The organism is Agrobacterium sp. K11 (assembly GCF_059429395.1).
In genome coordinates, this window is sequence record NZ_JCAHRB010000013.1 from 104,688 (window position 1) to 122,872 (window position 18,185).

At 58.5% G+C, this 18,185-nt stretch carries 15 protein-coding genes; 12 read left to right on the top strand and 3 right to left on the bottom strand.

Annotation, left to right across the window (positions count from 1 at the left end; translation table 11 throughout):
* Positions 1-32: 32 nt before the first annotated feature.
* Both lhpI and AC5SEO_RS23095 read left to right on the top strand, forming a co-directional pair.
* Positions 33-1,742: a cis-3-hydroxy-L-proline dehydratase gene (gene lhpI, locus AC5SEO_RS23090; protein ID WP_495364063.1), complete on the top strand. Its 1,710-nt coding sequence runs from the start codon at positions 33-35 to the stop codon at positions 1,740-1,742.
* A 10-nt stretch (positions 1,743-1,752) separates the two neighbouring features.
* Complete coding sequence (locus tag AC5SEO_RS23095; RefSeq protein ID WP_174073064.1) at positions 1,753-2,781, top strand: trans-3-hydroxy-L-proline dehydratase; 1,029 nt, start codon at positions 1,753-1,755, stop codon at positions 2,779-2,781.
* 61 nt (positions 2,782-2,842) lie between these two features.
* On the opposite strand, the gene AC5SEO_RS23100 is transcribed toward AC5SEO_RS23095, so the two are convergent.
* Both AC5SEO_RS23100 and AC5SEO_RS23105 read right to left on the bottom strand, forming a co-directional pair.
* Positions 2,843-3,865: a LacI family DNA-binding transcriptional regulator gene (locus AC5SEO_RS23100; RefSeq protein ID WP_025594918.1), complete on the bottom strand. Its 1,023-nt coding sequence runs from the start codon at positions 3,863-3,865 to the stop codon at positions 2,843-2,845.
* A 157-nt stretch (positions 3,866-4,022) separates the two neighbouring features.
* Positions 4,023-4,343 (bottom strand): hypothetical protein, encoded by a 321-nt coding sequence (locus tag AC5SEO_RS23105; RefSeq protein WP_004431319.1) that lies wholly within the window; start codon positions 4,341-4,343, stop codon positions 4,023-4,025.
* A gap of 296 nt (positions 4,344-4,639) precedes the next feature.
* Between AC5SEO_RS23105 and AC5SEO_RS23110 the strand changes: the two genes are divergently transcribed.
* The 7 genes from AC5SEO_RS23110 (at position 4,640) to AC5SEO_RS23140 (ending at position 12,596) form a co-directional block, all read left to right on the top strand.
* Positions 4,640-5,443, top strand: a complete 804-nt coding sequence (locus AC5SEO_RS23110; protein ID WP_004431321.1) for a transporter substrate-binding domain-containing protein — start codon at positions 4,640-4,642, stop codon at positions 5,441-5,443.
* 66 nt (positions 5,444-5,509) lie between these two features.
* Positions 5,510-6,214, top strand: a complete 705-nt coding sequence (locus AC5SEO_RS23115) for an amino acid ABC transporter permease (RefSeq protein ID WP_495364064.1) — start codon at positions 5,510-5,512, stop codon at positions 6,212-6,214.
* Positions 6,211-6,870 (top strand): amino acid ABC transporter permease, encoded by a 660-nt coding sequence (locus tag AC5SEO_RS23120; RefSeq protein WP_003505666.1) that lies wholly within the window; start codon positions 6,211-6,213, stop codon positions 6,868-6,870. Before AC5SEO_RS23115 ends, AC5SEO_RS23120 begins: the two co-directional genes overlap by 4 nt.
* A complete protein-coding gene (locus AC5SEO_RS23125; protein ID WP_004431334.1) occupies positions 6,851-7,582 on the top strand; it encodes an amino acid ABC transporter ATP-binding protein in 732 nt (243 codons plus the stop codon). Before AC5SEO_RS23120 ends, AC5SEO_RS23125 begins: the two co-directional genes overlap by 20 nt.
* A gap of 24 nt (positions 7,583-7,606) precedes the next feature.
* Positions 7,607-8,542: an NAD(P)-dependent oxidoreductase gene (locus AC5SEO_RS23130; RefSeq protein WP_313595995.1), complete on the top strand. Its 936-nt coding sequence runs from the start codon at positions 7,607-7,609 to the stop codon at positions 8,540-8,542.
* Between the two features lie 340 nt (positions 8,543-8,882).
* Positions 8,883-11,033 (top strand): putative bifunctional diguanylate cyclase/phosphodiesterase, encoded by a 2,151-nt coding sequence (locus AC5SEO_RS23135; RefSeq protein ID WP_495364089.1) that lies wholly within the window; start codon positions 8,883-8,885, stop codon positions 11,031-11,033.
* A gap of 507 nt (positions 11,034-11,540) precedes the next feature.
* On the top strand, positions 11,541-12,596 hold the full coding sequence (locus tag AC5SEO_RS23140) for a porin (RefSeq protein ID WP_495364065.1): 1,056 nt from the start codon (positions 11,541-11,543) through the stop codon (positions 12,594-12,596).
* Positions 12,597-12,840: 244 nt separating this feature from the next.
* On the opposite strand, the gene AC5SEO_RS23145 is transcribed toward AC5SEO_RS23140, so the two are convergent.
* Complete coding sequence (locus AC5SEO_RS23145) at positions 12,841-14,331, bottom strand: amidohydrolase family protein (RefSeq protein ID WP_080849746.1); 1,491 nt, start codon at positions 14,329-14,331, stop codon at positions 12,841-12,843.
* A gap of 176 nt (positions 14,332-14,507) precedes the next feature.
* On the opposite strand from AC5SEO_RS23145, the gene AC5SEO_RS23150 reads away from it, so the two are divergent.
* The 3 genes from AC5SEO_RS23150 to AC5SEO_RS23160 all read left to right on the top strand — a co-directional run bounded on the left by AC5SEO_RS23150 (position 14,508) and on the right by AC5SEO_RS23160 (position 18,182).
* Positions 14,508-16,073 (top strand): ABC transporter substrate-binding protein, encoded by a 1,566-nt coding sequence (locus tag AC5SEO_RS23150; protein WP_013761072.1) that lies wholly within the window; start codon positions 14,508-14,510, stop codon positions 16,071-16,073.
* A gap of 171 nt (positions 16,074-16,244) precedes the next feature.
* Positions 16,245-17,213: an ABC transporter permease gene (locus tag AC5SEO_RS23155; protein WP_004431345.1), complete on the top strand. Its 969-nt coding sequence runs from the start codon at positions 16,245-16,247 to the stop codon at positions 17,211-17,213.
* 18 nt (positions 17,214-17,231) lie between these two features.
* Positions 17,232-18,182: an ABC transporter permease gene (locus AC5SEO_RS23160; RefSeq protein WP_038495432.1), complete on the top strand. Its 951-nt coding sequence runs from the start codon at positions 17,232-17,234 to the stop codon at positions 18,180-18,182.
* Positions 18,183-18,185: the final 3 nt, after the last annotated feature.

Genomic DNA, 18,185 nt, shown 5'->3' on the forward strand with positions numbered 1-18,185 from the left:
TTTTACTGGAAATGCTTTTGGGGAGATTTTCGATGTCTTCTTCCGGTTCGACAACAGCCGTTCCTCAGGCGCGCAGCATCCTGCCGGGCGCGGCTGAAGGCGTGGTGATCGCCACGACAGAGGCGCTGAGTTTCTGGGGCGGTGTCGATCCCGCCACCGGCAAGGTGATTGACGTGCACCACCCGCTGCATGGCGTCTGTCTCACCGGCGGTGTGCTGTTCATGCCGTCAAGCCGTGGCTCCTGCACCGGTTCGGGCGTTTTGCTCGATCTCATCCTGACGGGCCGCGCACCCTCAGCGCTTGTCTTCTGCGAGGCCGAAGACGTGCTGACGCTGGGTGCACTGATCGCTGCGGAAATGTTCGGCAAGCCTTTGCCGGTGCTGCGCCTGGACGCGGAGAATTTCGCGCGGTTCTCCCAAGCCTCTCATGTGCGTATCGATGAAAATACCATTGAGGCTGATGGCGTTTCCCTCGCGATCGCGCAGCCTGCGACGACGCATCTCGATCTCAAGAATGACGACAGGGCAATGCTCGAGGGCCGCGATGGCATCGCCGTGCAGCAGGCAATGCGCATCATTGTCGCCATGGCCGCCCAGCAGGGGGCGTCAGCGCTCGTCGATGTCACGCAGGGTCATATTGACGGCTGCATTTATGCCAGCCCCGCCAATCTCACTTTTGCAGAGAAGATGGCGGAGATGGGCGCAAGCGTGCGCGTGCCGACGACCATGAACGCCATCTCGGTGGACAAGGCGCATTGGCGCGCGCAGGGCGTGCCGGAGGATTTCGGCGATCCCGCCGCAAGGCTGGCAGATGCCTATGTACGCATGGGCTGTCGCCCCACCTTCACCTGTTCGCCATATCTGCTCGACAGCGCGCCGCAGGCCGGCGACATGATCGCCTGGGCCGAATCGAATGCCGTGATTTTCGCAAATACGGTTCTCGGCGCACGCACGGCTAAACATCCGGATTTTCTCGATCTCTGCATTGCCTTGACGGGCAGGGCGCCATTGTCCGGCGTCTATCTTGAGGAAAACCGCCGACCGCAACGCATTGTCGATGTCGCTTTGCCTGAGGATATCAATGACGCCTTCTGGCCGCTCATCGGTTATCTCGCTGGCAAGGCAGCCCCCGATTGCATTCCGCTTCTGCGCGGTCTTGGCGCAGCAAAGCCTTCGCGGGATGATCTGAAGGCGCTCTGCGCCGCTTTCGGCACCACGTCTGCGGCTCCCATGCTGCATATCGAGGGCGTCACCCCGGAAGCGCGACTGGAGCCGGTCGAGACGGCGGAAACCGTCACAGTTTCGCTTGCTGATATGGCCGTAGGTTGGTCGCTTCTGAATGAGGGACCAGAGGATGTGCAACTGGTTGCCATCGGCAGCCCGCATGCCTCGCTGGAGGAATGCCGCGCGCTGGCGTCCGCCTTCAACGGACGCAGGCGTCATGCAAATGTTGCCGTCATCGTCACTGCCGGACAGCAGGTCATCGACGCAGCAGAACGGGACGGCACCCTGCAAAGCCTGCATGACAGTGGCGTCCAGGTACTGCCTGATCTGTGCTGGTGCTCGATTTCCGAACCGGTCTTTCCGACCAGGACGCGCGCGCTGATGACCAATTCGGGCAAGTACGCCCACTACGGTCCTGGCCTCAGCGGCCGCGCGGTGCGTTTCGGCAGCCTTGCCGACTGTGTTGAAAGCGCACTGACCGGCCGTGCTATTTCCCGTCTTCCATCCTGGCTTTCCTGAGGAGCACTAAATGCGCAGTATCAAGACAGTTCACGTCATCTCCGCCCATGCGGAAGGCGAGGTGGGTGATGTGATCGTGGGCGGCGTCAGGCCGCCGCCCGGCGAGACGATCTGGGAACAGAGCCGTTTCATCGCCCGCGATGAGACCCTGCGCAATTTCGTGCTCAACGAGCCGCGCGGTGGCGTGTTCCGCCACGTCAATCTTCTGGTGCCGCCGAAACATCCTGACGCGGATGCCGCCTTCATCATCATGGAGCCGGAAGATACCCCGCCCATGTCGGGCTCCAACTCCATCTGCGTTTCCACCGTGCTTCTGGATGGCGGTATCGTGCCAATGCAGGAGCCGGAAACCCATATGCTGCTTGAAGCGCCGGGCGGGCTTGTGAAGGTGCGTGCCGAATGCCGCAATGGCAAGGCCGAACGCATTTTCGTGCAGAACCTGCCGAGCTTTGCCGCGAAGCTCGATGTAGAACTCGAGGTCGAGGGTCTGGGTACGTTGAAGGTGGATACGGCCTATGGCGGCGACAGTTTCGTCATCGTCGACGCCGAGGCGATGGGCTTCAGCCTGAAGCCGGACGAAGCGCATGAGATTGCCCGTCTCGGCGTGCGCATCACCAATGCGGCCAACAAGGCTCTGGGTTTCAAGCATCCCGAAAACCCGGATTGGCGTCATTTTTCCTTCTGCCTGTTTGCGGGCAAGGTAGAGCGCACCGCTGAGGGCCTGCGGGCAGGTGCCGCCGTTGCCATCCAGCCGGGCAAGGTGGATCGCTCACCGACCGGTACGGCGCTTTCGGCCCGCATGGCGGTGCTGCATGCACGCGGTGAGATGAAAGAAGGCCAGACGCTGACGGCCGTGTCGCTCATCGGCTCCACCTTTACCGGTCGCATTCTGGGAACGACAACGGTGGGCGACCGCCCGGCCATCCTGCCGGAAATTTCCGGCCGCGGCTGGATCACCGGCATTCACCAGCACATGCTCGATCCTTCCGATCCATGGCCGGAAGGATATCGTCTGACGGACACTTGGGGCGCTCGATGAGGACGATACACCGTACTTCCCTCATCCCTCTGACCAGCACAGGGATGAGGGAGGGAACTCCTCACCCGCCCACCCGCTTCGTTGTCTCCCTGACGATCAACTCGAACCCGACATCCACCCGCGCACCTTCGGGAACGGCAGCGCCTTTTTCCGCTTCCAATATGGAAAGCAGCAATTCGCCCGCTTTTCGGCCGATCATCTGGGCGTCTACACGGATCGTTGAAATCGCCGGATAACATTGCCGGCCGATGTCGAAATCGCCGAAGCCGAGGATGGAAATCTGTTCGGGCACATGAATGCCGCGACGATGACACTCCATCAGTGCGCCGACGGCGGAAATATCGGAGACCGCGAAAATGCCTTCGACATCCGGCGCCTTCGCCAGCAATGAGCCGAGCGTTTTGGCCCCATGGTCGTAAGAGACTGGGGCGCTGCCCTCGCGGATGATGAGGTCGTCGGCAATCCCGGCTTCGCGAAGTGCAGCACCAAAACCGAGCAGACGGCTTTCGCCTCGCCAGTCCTTTACATCGCCATCCGCACGCGATCCCAGTGCGCCAATTCTCTTGAATCCAAGCGATATTAGATATTTGGCGGCGTTTCTTCCCACTTCGTAGTTGGAAAAGCCGACCGCGTGGTCGATGGGATGTTCGGGAACGTCCCAGATTTCCACAATTGGGATGCCGGCGCGCATCAAAACTTCGCTCGCCATCTTGGTATGCACCGTTCCGGCAACGACTATGGCGTCTGGCCGGCGCTCCATCATGGTGCGGATGACGCGCTCCTCCTCTTGGAGATCGTACATGGTATAGCCGATCAGCAGTTGGTAGTCGGCCGCCCGCAGAGCATTGGCGAGCCCCTGTGCGCTGTCGGCGAAGTTGGAGTTGGTGAGCGTCGGCAGGATGGCGGTGATGAAATTGGTGCGCCGGGAAGACAGCGAACCGGCGATCCGGTCAGGCACATAGCCAAGCTTCTCGATGGCCTTCATCACCTTTTGGCGCGTGTCCTCAGACACCAGCGCCGGATCGGCCAGCACCCGCGAAACGGTCATCTTGGAGACGCCCGCGAGTTTTGAGACGTCGCTCATGGTTGCTTTTTTTGACGTGACTAACGCTGCGGCCAAGGGCGTGCGCTCCACCAAAGCATGTCTCCCTGAATTAGAACCGGTTCAGGACAAGACATACACGAAGATATCAAGGGAAAGCACGCCGCATGATTGCAGATCGGTGCGGCGTGCACCGGATTTATGCGATGCGGCGGTAGACGAGATGATAGAAACGCCCGTCGCACATGCTCATCATCTCGTCCGTCAGCACCCGGCCTTCCAGTCTAACCGGCGAAACCAGCGCTTCTTCCACAGCCTCAATCGACGGATAGTCGATTTCCTGCACCATAATGATGGCCGCCGCGTCGGGGTCCGTACGCTCGGTGCGCATGACGCGCACCGCCTGCGCGTTCGGCATGCGTTTCCAGACCGGCAGAAGCTTTTCCTCGACGATGCGGAAAAACTCCTCCTCCCGACCGGCGTGGATCTTGCCTTCAAAAATTGCCGAGCGTGTATACATGGTTCCCTCCCGAATGAATGCCCGATGCAACAGTTCTGTAGATCGGACTTGCAATGATACCGATAACATGCATTATTGATCCTGCCAAGAACGCGAAATGGTGTCGACCAGAGGAAAATCGATAACCAGCCAAAATCATTGAATTTCATGGGAAATTCTAACAGTTTTGGATCTTCGCGTCTTCTTGGGAGGAGTTTTTTGCAAATCGGGTTGAAATGTTATCGAGAACATTTTTCGGTTTGCGCAAAGGCCGCTGTTCCCGTGCGGACGGCAAATAAAGGGTTGGAGGAGAAACCATGAGCATTTCCAGATTTTTGAAGAACATGACCGTCGCAGTCGGTGTTGCCGCAGCAACGCTTGCCGCGACCACCTCGGCCCATGCCGTCTCGCTCAGCGAGATCACCGCGCGCGGCAAGGTCAAGATCGGCGTTCTCACCGGCGCGCCGCCGATGGGCATGGTGGACGAGAAGGGCAATCCTTCCGGTTACGACGTTGATGTCGCCAATCTGATCGGCTCTTACCTGTCGCTGCCGGTCGAACTGGTGCCGCTGACGCCGCCGGCCCGCATTCCGGCGCTCCAGACCGGCAAGGTCGATTTCCTTGTCGCGACGCTCGCCCCGACCGGTGAACGCGCCAAGACCGTCATGTTCACGCAGCCCTACAGCGCCTTCAACATGGACATCATCTCCGGCAAGGACCAGAAATTCGAAAATCTTGATAGCCTCAAGGGCAAGCGCGTTTCGGTCAATCGCGGTTCCTCGCAGGAAACCGCGCTGCGCAAGGCCAATGTCGAAGGTCTCGAGATCGTCGTCTACGAAGACGATTCCACCAGCGCCCAGGCTCTGCTTGCCGGTCAGGTGGATGCCGTCGCCCTGCCGTCCACGGTGGGTGAGGCGATCATCAAGCAGCGTCCGGAAGCCGGTCTGCAGGTCGGTTTCACCTTCTTCCAGCAGGGCAATTCCATGGCGACGAAGATTGAGGATTTCGAGCTGCGTCAGTGGCTGAACACCTCCATCTATCTCATGAAGATGTCGGGCGATCTCGACCGCATCTCGGTGAAGTGGACCGGCCGTCCGCTGCCGCAACTGCCAAGCTTCTGATTGAGCCATTCAACGCGCCCGCCGGGAGAAATTCCGGCGGGCCGGGAAATGTCCACGGAGTGACGCATGTCCTATACATTTCAATTCGGCGCACTTGCCCAATATCAGAACGAATTGTTCAGCGGCATATGGCTGACGATCAAGCTATCGGTCCTCTCCATCGTGCTCGGTTGCGCTTTCGGCATTCTTTTAGCCTCGCTGCGTTCCATCAATGGCGGCATCGTCCGCATCATCGTGGACGGCTATGTTGAGGTGATCCGCAACACACCATTTCTGGTGCAGCTTTTCATCGTCTATTTCGGTCTGCCGGGGCTCGGCTTTCGCGTTGGAGCCGATACGGCAGCGCTGATCGGCATGACGATAAATCTTGCCGCCTATTCCACGGAAATCATCCGCGCCGGCATCGAGGCGGTGCACAAGTCGCAGATCGAGGCGGGCGAGGCTCTGGGCTTCACCAAATATCAGATCTATCGTCACGTCATCATCGTGCCTGCCATCGCCAAGGTCTATCCTTCGCTGTGCTCCCAGTTCGTGCTGATGATGCTGGCATCGAGCATATGTTCGGCCATCTCCACCCATGAGCTTGCGGCCGCCGCTGCCTTCGTGGAATCGCAGACCTATCGCTCCTTCGAGGTCTATATCGTCGTCACGCTCATCTATCTTGCGCTGGCGCTCAGCCTGCGGCTCATCCTTGCCCTTGTCGGCATGTGGCTGTTCGGCCGCCGCGTGGCGCGCAAGACGATGACCGCCTTGCCGGAGGTGCAGTCATGACACTCAGAACTTTCGGCTGGAACGAGTTCGGCTTCCTGCTCACCGCCCTGCAATGGACCGTGCTTCTGACGATCATTGCGCTCATCGGCGGCGGCCTCGTCGGTTTCTTCGTGGCGCTTGCCCGCACCTCGGATCTGAAGGCGCTGCGTATCGCTGCCGGCACCTATATCCAGGTCATCCAGGGCATTCCGGTGCTGATGATCCTGTTCCTGTCCTATTACGGCCTAAGCCTTGCCGGACTTGAACTGCCGCCACTGATTGCTGCCGGCGCATCGATGACGATCTATACGTCGGGTTATCTCGCCGAAATCTGGCGCGGCTGCATCCAGGCGGTGCCGAAGCAGCAATGGGAGGCGTCGGAGTCGCTGGCTCTCACCCGCGCCCAGCAATATCGCTACGTCATCCTGCCGCAGGCGATCCGCATTTCCCTGCCGCCGACCGTCGGTTTTGCCGTTCAGGTCGTCAAGAATACGTCCATCGCATCGATCATCGGTTTCGTCGAACTGGCGAGAGCGGGGCAGCTTATCAACAATGCCACGTTCCAGCCGTTCCGCGTCTTCGTCGCGGTGGCCGTGCTTTATTTCATCGTCTGCTACCCGTTGTCCCAGCTGTCTCGTTGGCTGGAAAGGAGGCTTCATGCCGGAAGTAATCGTTGAAAACGTTCACAAGAGCTTTGGCGCTCTGGAAGTCCTCAAAGGCGTGTCGCTTACGGTCGGCCGTGGTGAAGTTTTCGCCCTCATCGGCCGCTCCGGCTCGGGCAAGAGCACGCTGCTGCGCTGCATGAACGGGTTGGAGAAGATCAATTCGGGCCGCATCGAAATTGCCGGCCATGCGCTGGGCGGAGATGCCACTGCGCTGCGCAAGCTGCGCACCGATGTCGGTATCGTCTTCCAGAGCTACAATCTTTTCCCGCATCTGACGGTCGGTGAAAACATCATGCTCGCTCCGCGCATCGTCAAGGACGTGGCAAAGTCGGAAACGAAGGACATTGCCCGCGAGGTTCTGCAACTCGTCGGCCTGTCGGAGAAATTCGATTCCTATCCCGACCAGCTTTCCGGCGGCCAGCAGCAGCGCGTGGCGATTGCCCGTTCGCTTGCCATGCGGCCGAAGGTGATGCTGTTCGACGAGGTGACCTCTGCACTCGATCCCGAACTGACGGAGGAAGTGCTGACGGTCATGGAAAACCTCGCCAAGGGCGGCATGACCATGATCCTTGTTACCCATGAAATGGCCTTTGCACGCCGTGTGGCGACCGAAACCATCTTCATGCACAAGGGTAAGATCTGGGAACAGGGCCGCTCGGCAGAACTCTTCGCCAATCCGCAAACACCGGAACTCCGGCAATTCGTCAAGGCCGATGTGAAATAGCGCCTGATCCACAAGGACATATCCATGACTACTGAAATCGTACAACTGTGCCCGCTGATCCCGGCACTGGAAAAAGAACTCGCGCAGCGCTTCACTGTTCATCGCCTGTTTGAGGCGGCAGAAAAGGCGGCGTTCCTTTCTGAAAAGGGTGCTGCAATCCGCGGCGTCGTCACCGGTGGCCATATCGGCCTGCCGGCGGATATCGGCGCCGCACTCCCCAATCTCGAGATCGTCGCCATAAACGGCGTCGGTTTCGACAAGGTGGATTTGGCGGAAGCCAAGCGACGCGGTTTCCGCGTTTCCAACACACCGGATGTTCTGACGGCGGATGTCGCTGACCTCGCGCTCGGTCTTGTTCTGGCGCAGGCGCGCAAGCTGCCGCAGGCTGACCAGCATGTGCGCACGGGGCAGTGGCTGAAGGGTGATATGGGTCTTTCCACCCGCGTGGCCGGCCGCCGCTACGGCATTTTTGGCCTTGGCCGCATCGGTCAGGCGATCGCCAAAAGGCTGGAAGGCTTTGATGCGCGCATTTCCTACACCGCCAGAAACCGTCGCGACGTTCCCTATGATTATCACGACAGCATCGAGGCGCTGGCCGCCAATTGCGACGTGCTGATCATCGCCGCCGCCGCCACCGCTGAAACGCGCCATATCGTCAATGCGGATGTGCTGAAGGCTCTCGGTCCCCAGGGTGTGCTCGTCAACGTGGCGCGTGGTTCGCTGGTGGATGAAAAGGCACTGGTCGAGGCGCTTTCGAGTGGCACGATCGGTGGCGCAGCGCTTGACGTCTTTGAAGATGAGCCACGTGTGCCGGAGGCGCTTTTCACCTTCGAAAACGTCACGCTCGCGCCGCATATCGGCAGCGGCACGCACCAGACCCGGCGCGCCATGGCCGATCTGGTTCTCGCCAATCTCGACGCGCATTTTGCCGGTAAAGAGCTCCCCACACCTGTCGTGTGATGGATAAGCAATTGACGGTTGCAGTCAAACGCTGCAGCCGTTGCAGCTCATGAGATTGGCTACGAAGTCCTGCAGCTCACGGTTCAGTGCTATGAAGTATTGAATGGGAAAAGCTTGTTTCACGGCGCAGATGCGCCGTGGCTCAATGCCGGCTCAAGGCCGGTATGTTGCAGGAGAGGTTTTGCCTTTGCCGACAATCTGATCGCGCGGTATTTGTCGCGCCATTTCGCTTCAATCCCCCGCCGCCGTTCATATTTATATAATATGTATAATCCTACTATTCTGCTTCCTTATACAGTAACGAGGCGGATAGTTGCGTTCCAAAGGCCCGAAGTCACGCTTGCAGAACCGGCCGCCGCGGACGAAGTCCGATGCGCCGCCATCCGACCGGCATGCGCTGCTTGAAGCGATGATCGATCATGTGCCGGATTTCATCTACGCCAAGGACCTGGAAGGCCGCTTTCTCTTCGCCAACCGTGCCATCGTCACCGAAAACGGCTTTGACACAGTCGAGGAACTGATCGGTCTCACCGATTACGATATTAACGGCGATGCGGCGCAGCGTGCCGGCATTCCAGAGACCGAGGCGCGGGTGATGCGCACGGGAGAGCCGGATCTCGGTTTTGAGGAACGCGCAATGCGCGGCGATATCGACCGCTGGCTGATGATGTCGCGCGTGCCGCTTAAGGACAAGAACGGCGCGATCATTGGTGTGGTTGGTGCATCCAGGGATATTACCCAGAAGAAAGCCTCGGAGCGACTGCTTCAGGCGCAGGCGCATATTCTCGAAATGATTGTTGGGGCGGCGCGTATCGAGGATTTTCTCGAAGAATTCGTGAAAGCCATCGAAAACCTCGCTACGGGTCTTGCCTGCGCTGTTCGCGTGCTCGATGCCGCGGCCGGCGAGCCCTCGGTCTATGCCTCACCGGCGCTTTCACAGCATGCGGGGGTGACAGCACTCATCTCCAGCGTCAGCGATCCCGAAAGCCTGACCTATCCCGCCGGTAATGTGGCCTTCAGTTTCGATATTCCCGCCAGCGAAGGCAATGCGCACGGTTTCGTCTGGTGCATGTTGGCGGGCCGCAAACCGGATGCGGGGCTTCTGGAGTTCATCGCCGCCGCCGCGCGCATGGCGGGTCTTGCGATCGATCGCAAACGGGCGGCCGAACATATCGCGTTTCTTGCCGATCACGACATGCTGACACGGCTGCCCAATCGCCGCTTTCTGGATACGAGACTGCCGGAAATACTGGCAGCATCGGCAAAAGCGAAGCGGCATGTCGGCATCGGCTTTCTTGATCTCGATAATTTCAAGCAGATCAACGATACGCTCGGCCACAGCGTTGGCGATGCTTTGTTGTCCAAAACGGCTGAGCGCATCTCGCGCAGTCTCGGTCGAAACGATCTGGTGCTGCGGGTGGGCGGGGATGAGTTCGTCATCATCCTGCATAAGCACAAGGACGATTTCGAAAGCCGCCTGCAACATATCCGGGCTGCGGTCTCGCAGCCGCTGCGCCTTGGCAACTACGATATCAAGGTCACATGCAGCATTGGCATGGCATTTTTCCCGGAGCACGGGGAAACCACGGCGGAAATTGTCGCTGCGGCCGATCTTGCGATGTATGAGGCCAAGCATAGCGGGCGAGATGGCATTGCAACCTTCACGCCGCGCATGGCGGATGATCTGAGGAAGAAGTTCACCCGCATCGAGGAATTGCGCAAGGCGGTGGAAAGGGACGAATTCGTTCTACACTATCAGCCGCAGGTCGACCTTCTGACCGGTCGCATCAGCGGCGTGGAGGCGCTGGTGCGCTGGCAGCACCCGGTGGAAGGTCTGCTCGGCCCCGCGGAATTCATCGGCCTTGCGGAAGAAACCGGCCTGATCGTGGAACTTGGGGAAAGCGTTCTGAAGAAAGCCTGTCTTCAGGCGCAGGCATGGTGCAATGCCGGGCTGCCGCCCGTCAAAATGGCGGTCAATATTTCACCCAGGCAATTTCAGGGCGGCCTTGTGGAGCAGATCAGGTCTGCGCTCACGCAATCCGGCCTTGCACCGTCTCTGTTGGAAATTGAGATCACCGAAACCCTCATCATTCAGGATGTGGAAACATCCGTGCGGATCATGCGCGTCATCAAGGAGATGGGCGTCAGCCTGGCACTGGATGATTTCGGCATTGGTTATTCCTGTCTCGGCATGCTCAAGACCTTCCCCCTGTCGTGCATGAAGATAGATCGGTCGTTCCTCACCCATCTGCCGGAAAAAACCAAGGACAGCGCCATCGTCTCCATCATGATCCAGCTTGCGGGGTCTCTGGGCATCGATGTCATTGCCGAGGGCGTCGAGACCGGCGAGCAGGCAGCGTTTCTGCGCGCTGCCGGCTGCCCCTATGGGCAGGGTTATTACTTCAGCCGCCCGGTGCAGGCGGATGCGATCGAGGCAATGTTGGGGACTATGATGACTTTCCCCGCTGGTCTATCGAACGACAGGCAATAATTCCCACCTCGGTGGCCTGCCTCTAACCGGATTCGCCGGGCGCGAATTGGCGGAAGGCACGTTGCGCTGTCTTTGCCGCATAGTGTCGGGAGGGAGTGCGGCTATATCACCCGTCTTGCGACCCCACGCGGCATTAAAAGCCCGCATCCCCTCATCTTCATCCATGAAACTTGATGCCTTTCCCAAGCGATTGCGGGATTGGGCGCAAGTTTGCTCTAGTATTATAATTCAAAAATATTAGAAATAATTTGCGCTATAACTAAGTAATAAATATCGAAATCACCAAATAAACCATTTATGTATTATATATTAATCTGTTAATTTGTTGTGATTTTACTACGTGATTTGAATGTATTCTATAAGTGTATTTGTATTCTTTAGATTTGAATTGCGAGTCTCCCGTAATTTCTGCCATTTGCTGAATCAGCGCAGAGAAGCGGGCGGCAGGGAAAAGACCAGCCCTCGGTTTTGCGCATTCGTTGAAAAATTTTTGACTGGAGATTAAAAATGAACATCAAGAGCCTCCTCATCGGCTCCGCTGCCGCTCTCGCAGCAGTATCCGGCGCACAGGCCGCTGACGCTATCGTCGCTGCCGAACCCGAGCCCATGGAATATGTTCGCGTCTGCGACGCCTTCGGCACCGGCTTCTTCTACATCCCCGGCACCGAAACCTGCCTGAAGTTCCAGGGCTACGTTCGCTTCCAGACCGACTTCGGCCGTGACAAGGCTGGCAAGTCTGATTGGGACGCATTCACGCGCGCCCAGTTCGAAGTTGACACCCGTACCGACACTGAACTCGGCGCTCTGCGTGGCTTCATCGGCCTGCGTGGTGATGCTGATACCGGTTCTGCCGCTGCTTCCACCACTTCTGGTTCCAGCGACAAGGGATCCGCAGTTTTCGTTCATCAGGCCTTTATCGAAATCGCCGGCCTGAAGGTCGGTAAGTTCCTGAGCTGGTGGGATGATGGTCTCTCCGGTGAAACGGACGATGTGGCGACCAACGCTTTGTTCAATTCCGTTCGTTACACCTATGAAGCGGGTTCTTTCTGGGCTGGTGTCTCGGTTGACGAACTCGAAGGTATCGCGGTCGGCACGTTCAACAAGAACAACAACACAAGTAACAATGTCGGCGTCGTTGTTGGCGCTGGCGCGAAGATCGATACCGTCTCTCTTCAGCTCATCGGTGGTTATGACACTGACCGCGAAAACGGCTCTGTTCGCCTGATCGCAACAGCTGGTGTTGGTCCTGGCACGTTTGGCCTGTCTGGTGTTTGGGCTTCCGGCGCAAACGCTTACTACAATGCTTCCGAGTGGGCTGTTGCTGCCGAATACGCCATCAACGCAACCGACAAGCTGAAGATCACCCCCGGCTTTCAGTACTACAGTGGCTACGGCCTCGTCTCGTTCGACAAATTCTCGAACAACGACGCCTGGAAGGCTGGCCTGACGGTTGACTACAAGATCACGGACGGCCTCTCGGCAAAGGTTGCTGCAAACTACCTCGACGTCGACACCAAGCCTGAAGCCTGGACCGGTTTCGTTCGCCTGCAGCGCGCATTCTAATAGCCATAAGAAAAAAGCCCAAACCGGGTTAGATGACTCAGATCCACCCCGCTCTTGAGCGGGTGAGTGCTAGCTCCAGTCAAAGTTCCTGACATGATGTCAGGTTTGCTCCCCGGACCCCTCCAGGCCGGGGAGATTTTGTTTTGAGAAAGGTTCCGGCAGATTTTTGTCAACAATGTCGTTGCGGGCATCTGCGGGCGGGTCGCTGGGTTGGCGGGTTGCCGGTCCTGGAGATCAGGTTGCGCTATCGCTCGCCAGGCATTGGTACCGGCGGCTGGGGAGGGTGCACTGGCTCTTCGAAGGTTCGCAGCAAACGTCCCCAGCCCGGATCATGCATATGCGCTTCAAGACCCGCGCGGGCGGCGAGTGCCAGTGCCTCTTCCTGTCCAAAGGAGAGAGCCGCATCGACGTCGGTCGTCAGAACACGGCCGTTTTCCATCAGCATCTTGCCATCGACGAAAACGGTGTCGACATCGCTTCCCAGAACCTGATGCACGAGACGGTGCACCGGCATCCACATCGGCATCAGATGTGGCTTGCGCATGTCGATGATGACGACATCGGCCTTTTTGCCAATTTCGAGCGAACCGATTTCATCTTCCATGCCGATGGCATGGGCGGCGTCGATGGTAATCATTTCGAATATCTTGCCCGGCGGCAAAAGGTAGCGATCGTGATTGTGCAGCAGGTGCTGCGTGAATTGCGCCAGACGGGCGGTCTGGAGCATATCGAAGTGACGGCTGGGTGCCGCGCCGTCGGTGGTGATGGCGACTCGAATCCCCTTGGACATCATTTCCATGATCGGAGTTGAGCGGCCCGGCGGGGCGTGGGTAACGCGCGTGCCGGTTTCCGCCAGAATGTCGATTTCTTCATGCGAGATGCCCCAGCAGTGCTGGAGGTGGATATCCGGGCCGAGAAGCGCATTTTCCTTATCCTGAAACGCCATGCGGATTTGTCCCGCAAATGCATCCGAATGCAGCCTGACGCCCATTTTCCGGGCCGTCTCGCGTATTCGGCGTGCCTGCATGCGGTCGTTTTCCGTCAGTTTCACCGCCTGGTCGGGGCTTGAAGCGTTGGAGGGTTCCACCGAGGGAACGATGGTAAAGGGCGTCAGAAAAACACTGATGCGTCCGTCTGCCGTTCCGTTCAGGGCGTCGATCGTGGCTTCGCTGCCTTCGATCATTTCCTCGAAGCTTACATTGCGGCGCTCCGGAGAGCCGCTTTCCCATCGGGTCACCGGGTGCGGCCAGGGCAGGCCGGAAGGTCCAACGCAGATGATTTCACGAAGCCCGATCTCGTCATAAGCGCGGGCGTGGTTGATGGCAAAGACGGGGTCGTCGGCGCGTGGCATCGAGGTGATGATGCTGGCACCTGTCGTCACGCCGGCGCGAAGCCGCTCGATGCCGGAGACCAGGCCGTCCGCATACCAGTAATCGCGTGTGACGTAGTGATAGTAGGTCGGCGTCACGACCTTCATCCACATGGCGTTGGTGTCGGCCGCAATGCTGCGGATCAGCGCGTGCCCTGCATGGCCATGGGCGTCAATGAGGCCGGGAATGATGAGTTTTCCCCGGCAATCTATGATCTGTTTGTCGCTGTGACGTGGCGCCAGCTCCGCTGCTGTACCGATGTCGACAATACGGTCGCCCTGAATGGCAAGGCCACAATCCTCGATGATGCGTCTTTCACGATCCACCGTCACCATCGTGCCGTGCAGCAGCAGAAAATTCCCCATTTCGTCCTCTCCCTCACTGAAGCGTAGCTTGTATCCAGAACCTCGCGATTTTGGATACGATAATTGTCAACAATATTATTGACAATACGCCTGTGCGAAACAATACTCCGCCTTGTCCGGCCGGTAGGTCTGTAGGTCTGCCGGCTATCCAATGATTTATAAAAAGGGGGGATCAAATGTCCCGAATTAGAAGTTTCGTTCTGGCCGCCATGGCTGCCGCCGCCATTGCCGTTCCCGCACACGCAGAAACCTTGCGTTGGGGCGGTCGTGCGGATCTTTACTCGCTTGATCCGTATTCGGTGCCCTCCACCTCCAACCTCGCCTTTCTCAATCATATCTATGAAGGGTTGGTGCGTTACGGGCCGGACTTCAAGATTGAGCCGGCGCTTGCGACCGAGTGGAAACTTGTTGATGAAAAAACATGGCGTTTCACCCTGCGCAAAGGTGTGAAGTTCCACGACGGTGCTGAGTTTACCGCTGACGATGTCGTTGCATCTTTCACGCGCGCTTCGGATGCCACCTCGCCATTGCGCGGCAATATTCCGGTTTTCGCCGGCGTGAAGAAGGTCGATGACTACACCGTCGATCTGAACGTCACCGCGCCCACCTCGCTTTTCCTCAACGACATCACCAATATCTTCATCTTCAATGCCAAGTGGTTGAAAGATAACAACAGCGAAAAGCCGACCGACTTCGCTTCCAAGGTCGATGGCTACACGACGATGCACACCAACGGCACCGGCCCGTTCAAGCTTGAGAGCCGCGTTCCCGATAGCAAGACGGTTCTTGTCGCCAACGATGCCTGGTGGGATCAGAAAAAACACAATCTCGACCGCATCGAATTCGTGCCGATTGCCTCTGCCGCAACCCGCGTTGCAGCTTTGCTCTCCGGCGAAATCGACCTGATCGATTCCGCGCCGATCCAGGATCTGCCGCGTCTGGAATCCTCGCCGAACATCACGGTGAAGAAGCGCACCGAGCTGCGCACGCTGTTCATCGGCTTCAATCGCCGCGAAAAGCTGGAAGACGGCAAGCCTAACCCGTTCAACGATCTTCGCGTTCGCCAGGCATTCGAGGCGTCGATCGATCGTGATCTCATCAACAAGAAGGTCATGCGCGATCTTGCAAGACCGTCCGGCTCGCTTATTGCGCCTGAGATTGCGGGTTACGCCAAGTCGCTTGATACCTACCAGCCTGCCGATCCGGCAAAGGCGCAGAAGCTGCTTGCCGATGCAGGTATGAAGAACCTTGCATTCACCTATACCTGCATGAATGACGAAAGCATCAACGAGGAAGACATCTGCTCCGGCGTTGCCAACATGCTCAAACGCGGCGGTTTCCAGCCGACAATCGACATCGCCCCGCGTTCGGTACAGTCTCCCAAGCGCAATGGTGGCAAGGCCGATGTCTTCAACCTTAGCTGGGCGAACGAGCCGACGCTCGATGCCTTCTCGTTCCTGTCGCAGATCCTGTCGACCCGCAAGGGCGCGATGGGCGTATCCAACTATGGCGGCTGGTCTAACCCCGAGATCGACAAGCTGGTGGATCAGGCAGCACACGAGCAGGACAATACCAAGCGTCTCGCGCTTGAAGAAGCTGCATTGAAAATCGCCAAGGACGAGACGATGCTTGTTCCGCTGCACCAGCAGCCCATCGCCTGGGCCATGCTCGGAAAGGTCAAGAGCGTTGATTTCCGCGCCGACAACAAGCCGCGCCACTGGCTGACGCAGGTCGGCAAGTAATCCGGAATATCAGGGAGGCGTTGGGCATATCGCTGAACGCCTCCCTGAATGCTCCGCTGCCGGTGCAATTGTTGACAATGTTACGGGCGCATGCGGCCCGTACCCCGTCTCTTGCAAAAATGGGCAAACCTGCCTGCCTTTTGGCCACGGGTTTGCATCCGAGAGGTTACAATGCTGGTTTTCATCATCAAGCGTATGGGAAATGCCATTCTGGTCATGCTTTCCGTCGCGCTTATTGCATTTCTCATTTTCAGGCTTGCCGGAGACCCCGTCGAGCTGATGGTGGGGGAGCAGACATCGCAGGAAGATCGCGCCGCGTTGCGTGAGCGTCTTGGTCTTAACGACAGTCTGCCAACGCAATATCTGCGGTTTGTCAAAGATGCCGCCCAGGGCAATTTCGGCGTTTCCTATCGCAACGGCCAGCAGGTGCTGCCGCTGATCGCGGAGCGGTTTCCTGCCACGCTGGAACTGGTTCTGGTGGCCACGATCATATCACTTGTCGTCGGCCTGCCGCTTGGGGTGCTGACGGCGATCAGGCGCGGAAAGTGGTATACGGAGGGCCTGCAATTCCTGTCGATTGTCGGCGTCTCGCTGCCAAGCTTCGTTGTCGGCATTCTGCTTATTCTCGTCTTTTCGGTCAGCCTCGGCTGGGCGCCGGCCTTTGGGCGCGGTGATGTCGTGCAGCTCGGCTGGTGGTCCACCGGCCTGCTCACCTCATCGGGGCGTGCCGCACTCATTCTGCCTGCCATCGCGCTCTCGCTTTACCAGATCACGCTCGTCATGCGTCTGGTCCGCGCCGAGATGCTGGAGGTGCTGCGGTCCGATTTCGTGAAGTTCGCCCGTGCACGCGGCATTCCCCGCTGGCGCATTTATTTCCGCCATGCGCTGCGCAACTGTCTTATGCCTGTTGTGACGCTGACGACGATGAATGTCGGTTCGCTCATCGCTTTTGCGCTCATCACCGAGACGGTGTTTCAGTGGCCGGGCATGGGCATGCTGTTCATACAGGCGGTGACGTTTCTCGATATCCCCGTCATGGCGGCCTATCTCTGCATCATTTCCTTCATCTTCGTTGTCCTCAACACGTTCGTCGACATTGCCTATGCGGTGATCGATCCGCGTCTGCGCACTGCGCGCTAACCGAAGGGAGCCGGTTTCATGGCCACAGACCTTCCGCAAACGGCAAAACCTGCCCGCCCGTCGCTCATCAAGCGCATACGCAACAGCGATCTCTACTGGTCGTTCAGCCACAGCAGATCGGCCAAGATCAGCGCGCTGATCCTTGCAGTCCTCATCCTCGCCGCCGTTTTCGCGCCCCTGATCGCACCGCAGAACCCTTATGACGGCGCTTCGCTCGACATGTGGAAGGCCGAACTGCCGCCGGTGTGGCAGGAGGGCGGCGAATGGCCCTATCTGCTCGGCACGGATACGCAAGGGCGCGACATGCTCTCCGCTATCCTCTACGGCACGCGCATATCGATAGTCATCGGTGTTGCCTCGGTGGCGCTTTCCTTGGTCATCGGCATGACTGCCGGGCTTGTGGCCGGTTATTTTGGCGGTTTTGCCGATAATCTCTTGATGCGCATCGGCGATATCACGCTCTCCATTCCGACAATTCTGGTGGCAATTCTCGTCTCCACGGTCGTCAGACAGATGCTCCCGGACAATCTTCGCGAGGTCGGCGCATCTGCCGTGCTCATTCTCGCCATCGCGCTTTCCGCCTGGGTGCAATATGCGCGCACGGTGCGTGCCCAGGCGATTGTCGAAACCGGCAAGGACTATGTGCAGGCAGCGAAGCTGATCGGCGTTCCCGCGCGCCGCATCATGGCAAACCATATTCTGCCCAATACGCTGACGCCGATCATGGTTGCCGCCACGCTCAACTTCGGCATGGCGATCCTGACCGAAGCGACGTTGTCGTTCCTCGGCATCGGCATGCCACCCAGCCAGCCGTCGCTCGGAACGCTGATCCGCATCGGCAACCAGTTCCTGTTTTCCGGTTCCTGGTGGATCGTGTTGTTTCCCGTTTTCCAGCTCTGCCTGCTCGTCGTCACCGTCAACCTTCTGGGTGACTGGCTGCGCGATGCGCTCAATCCGAAACTGAGGTGAGTT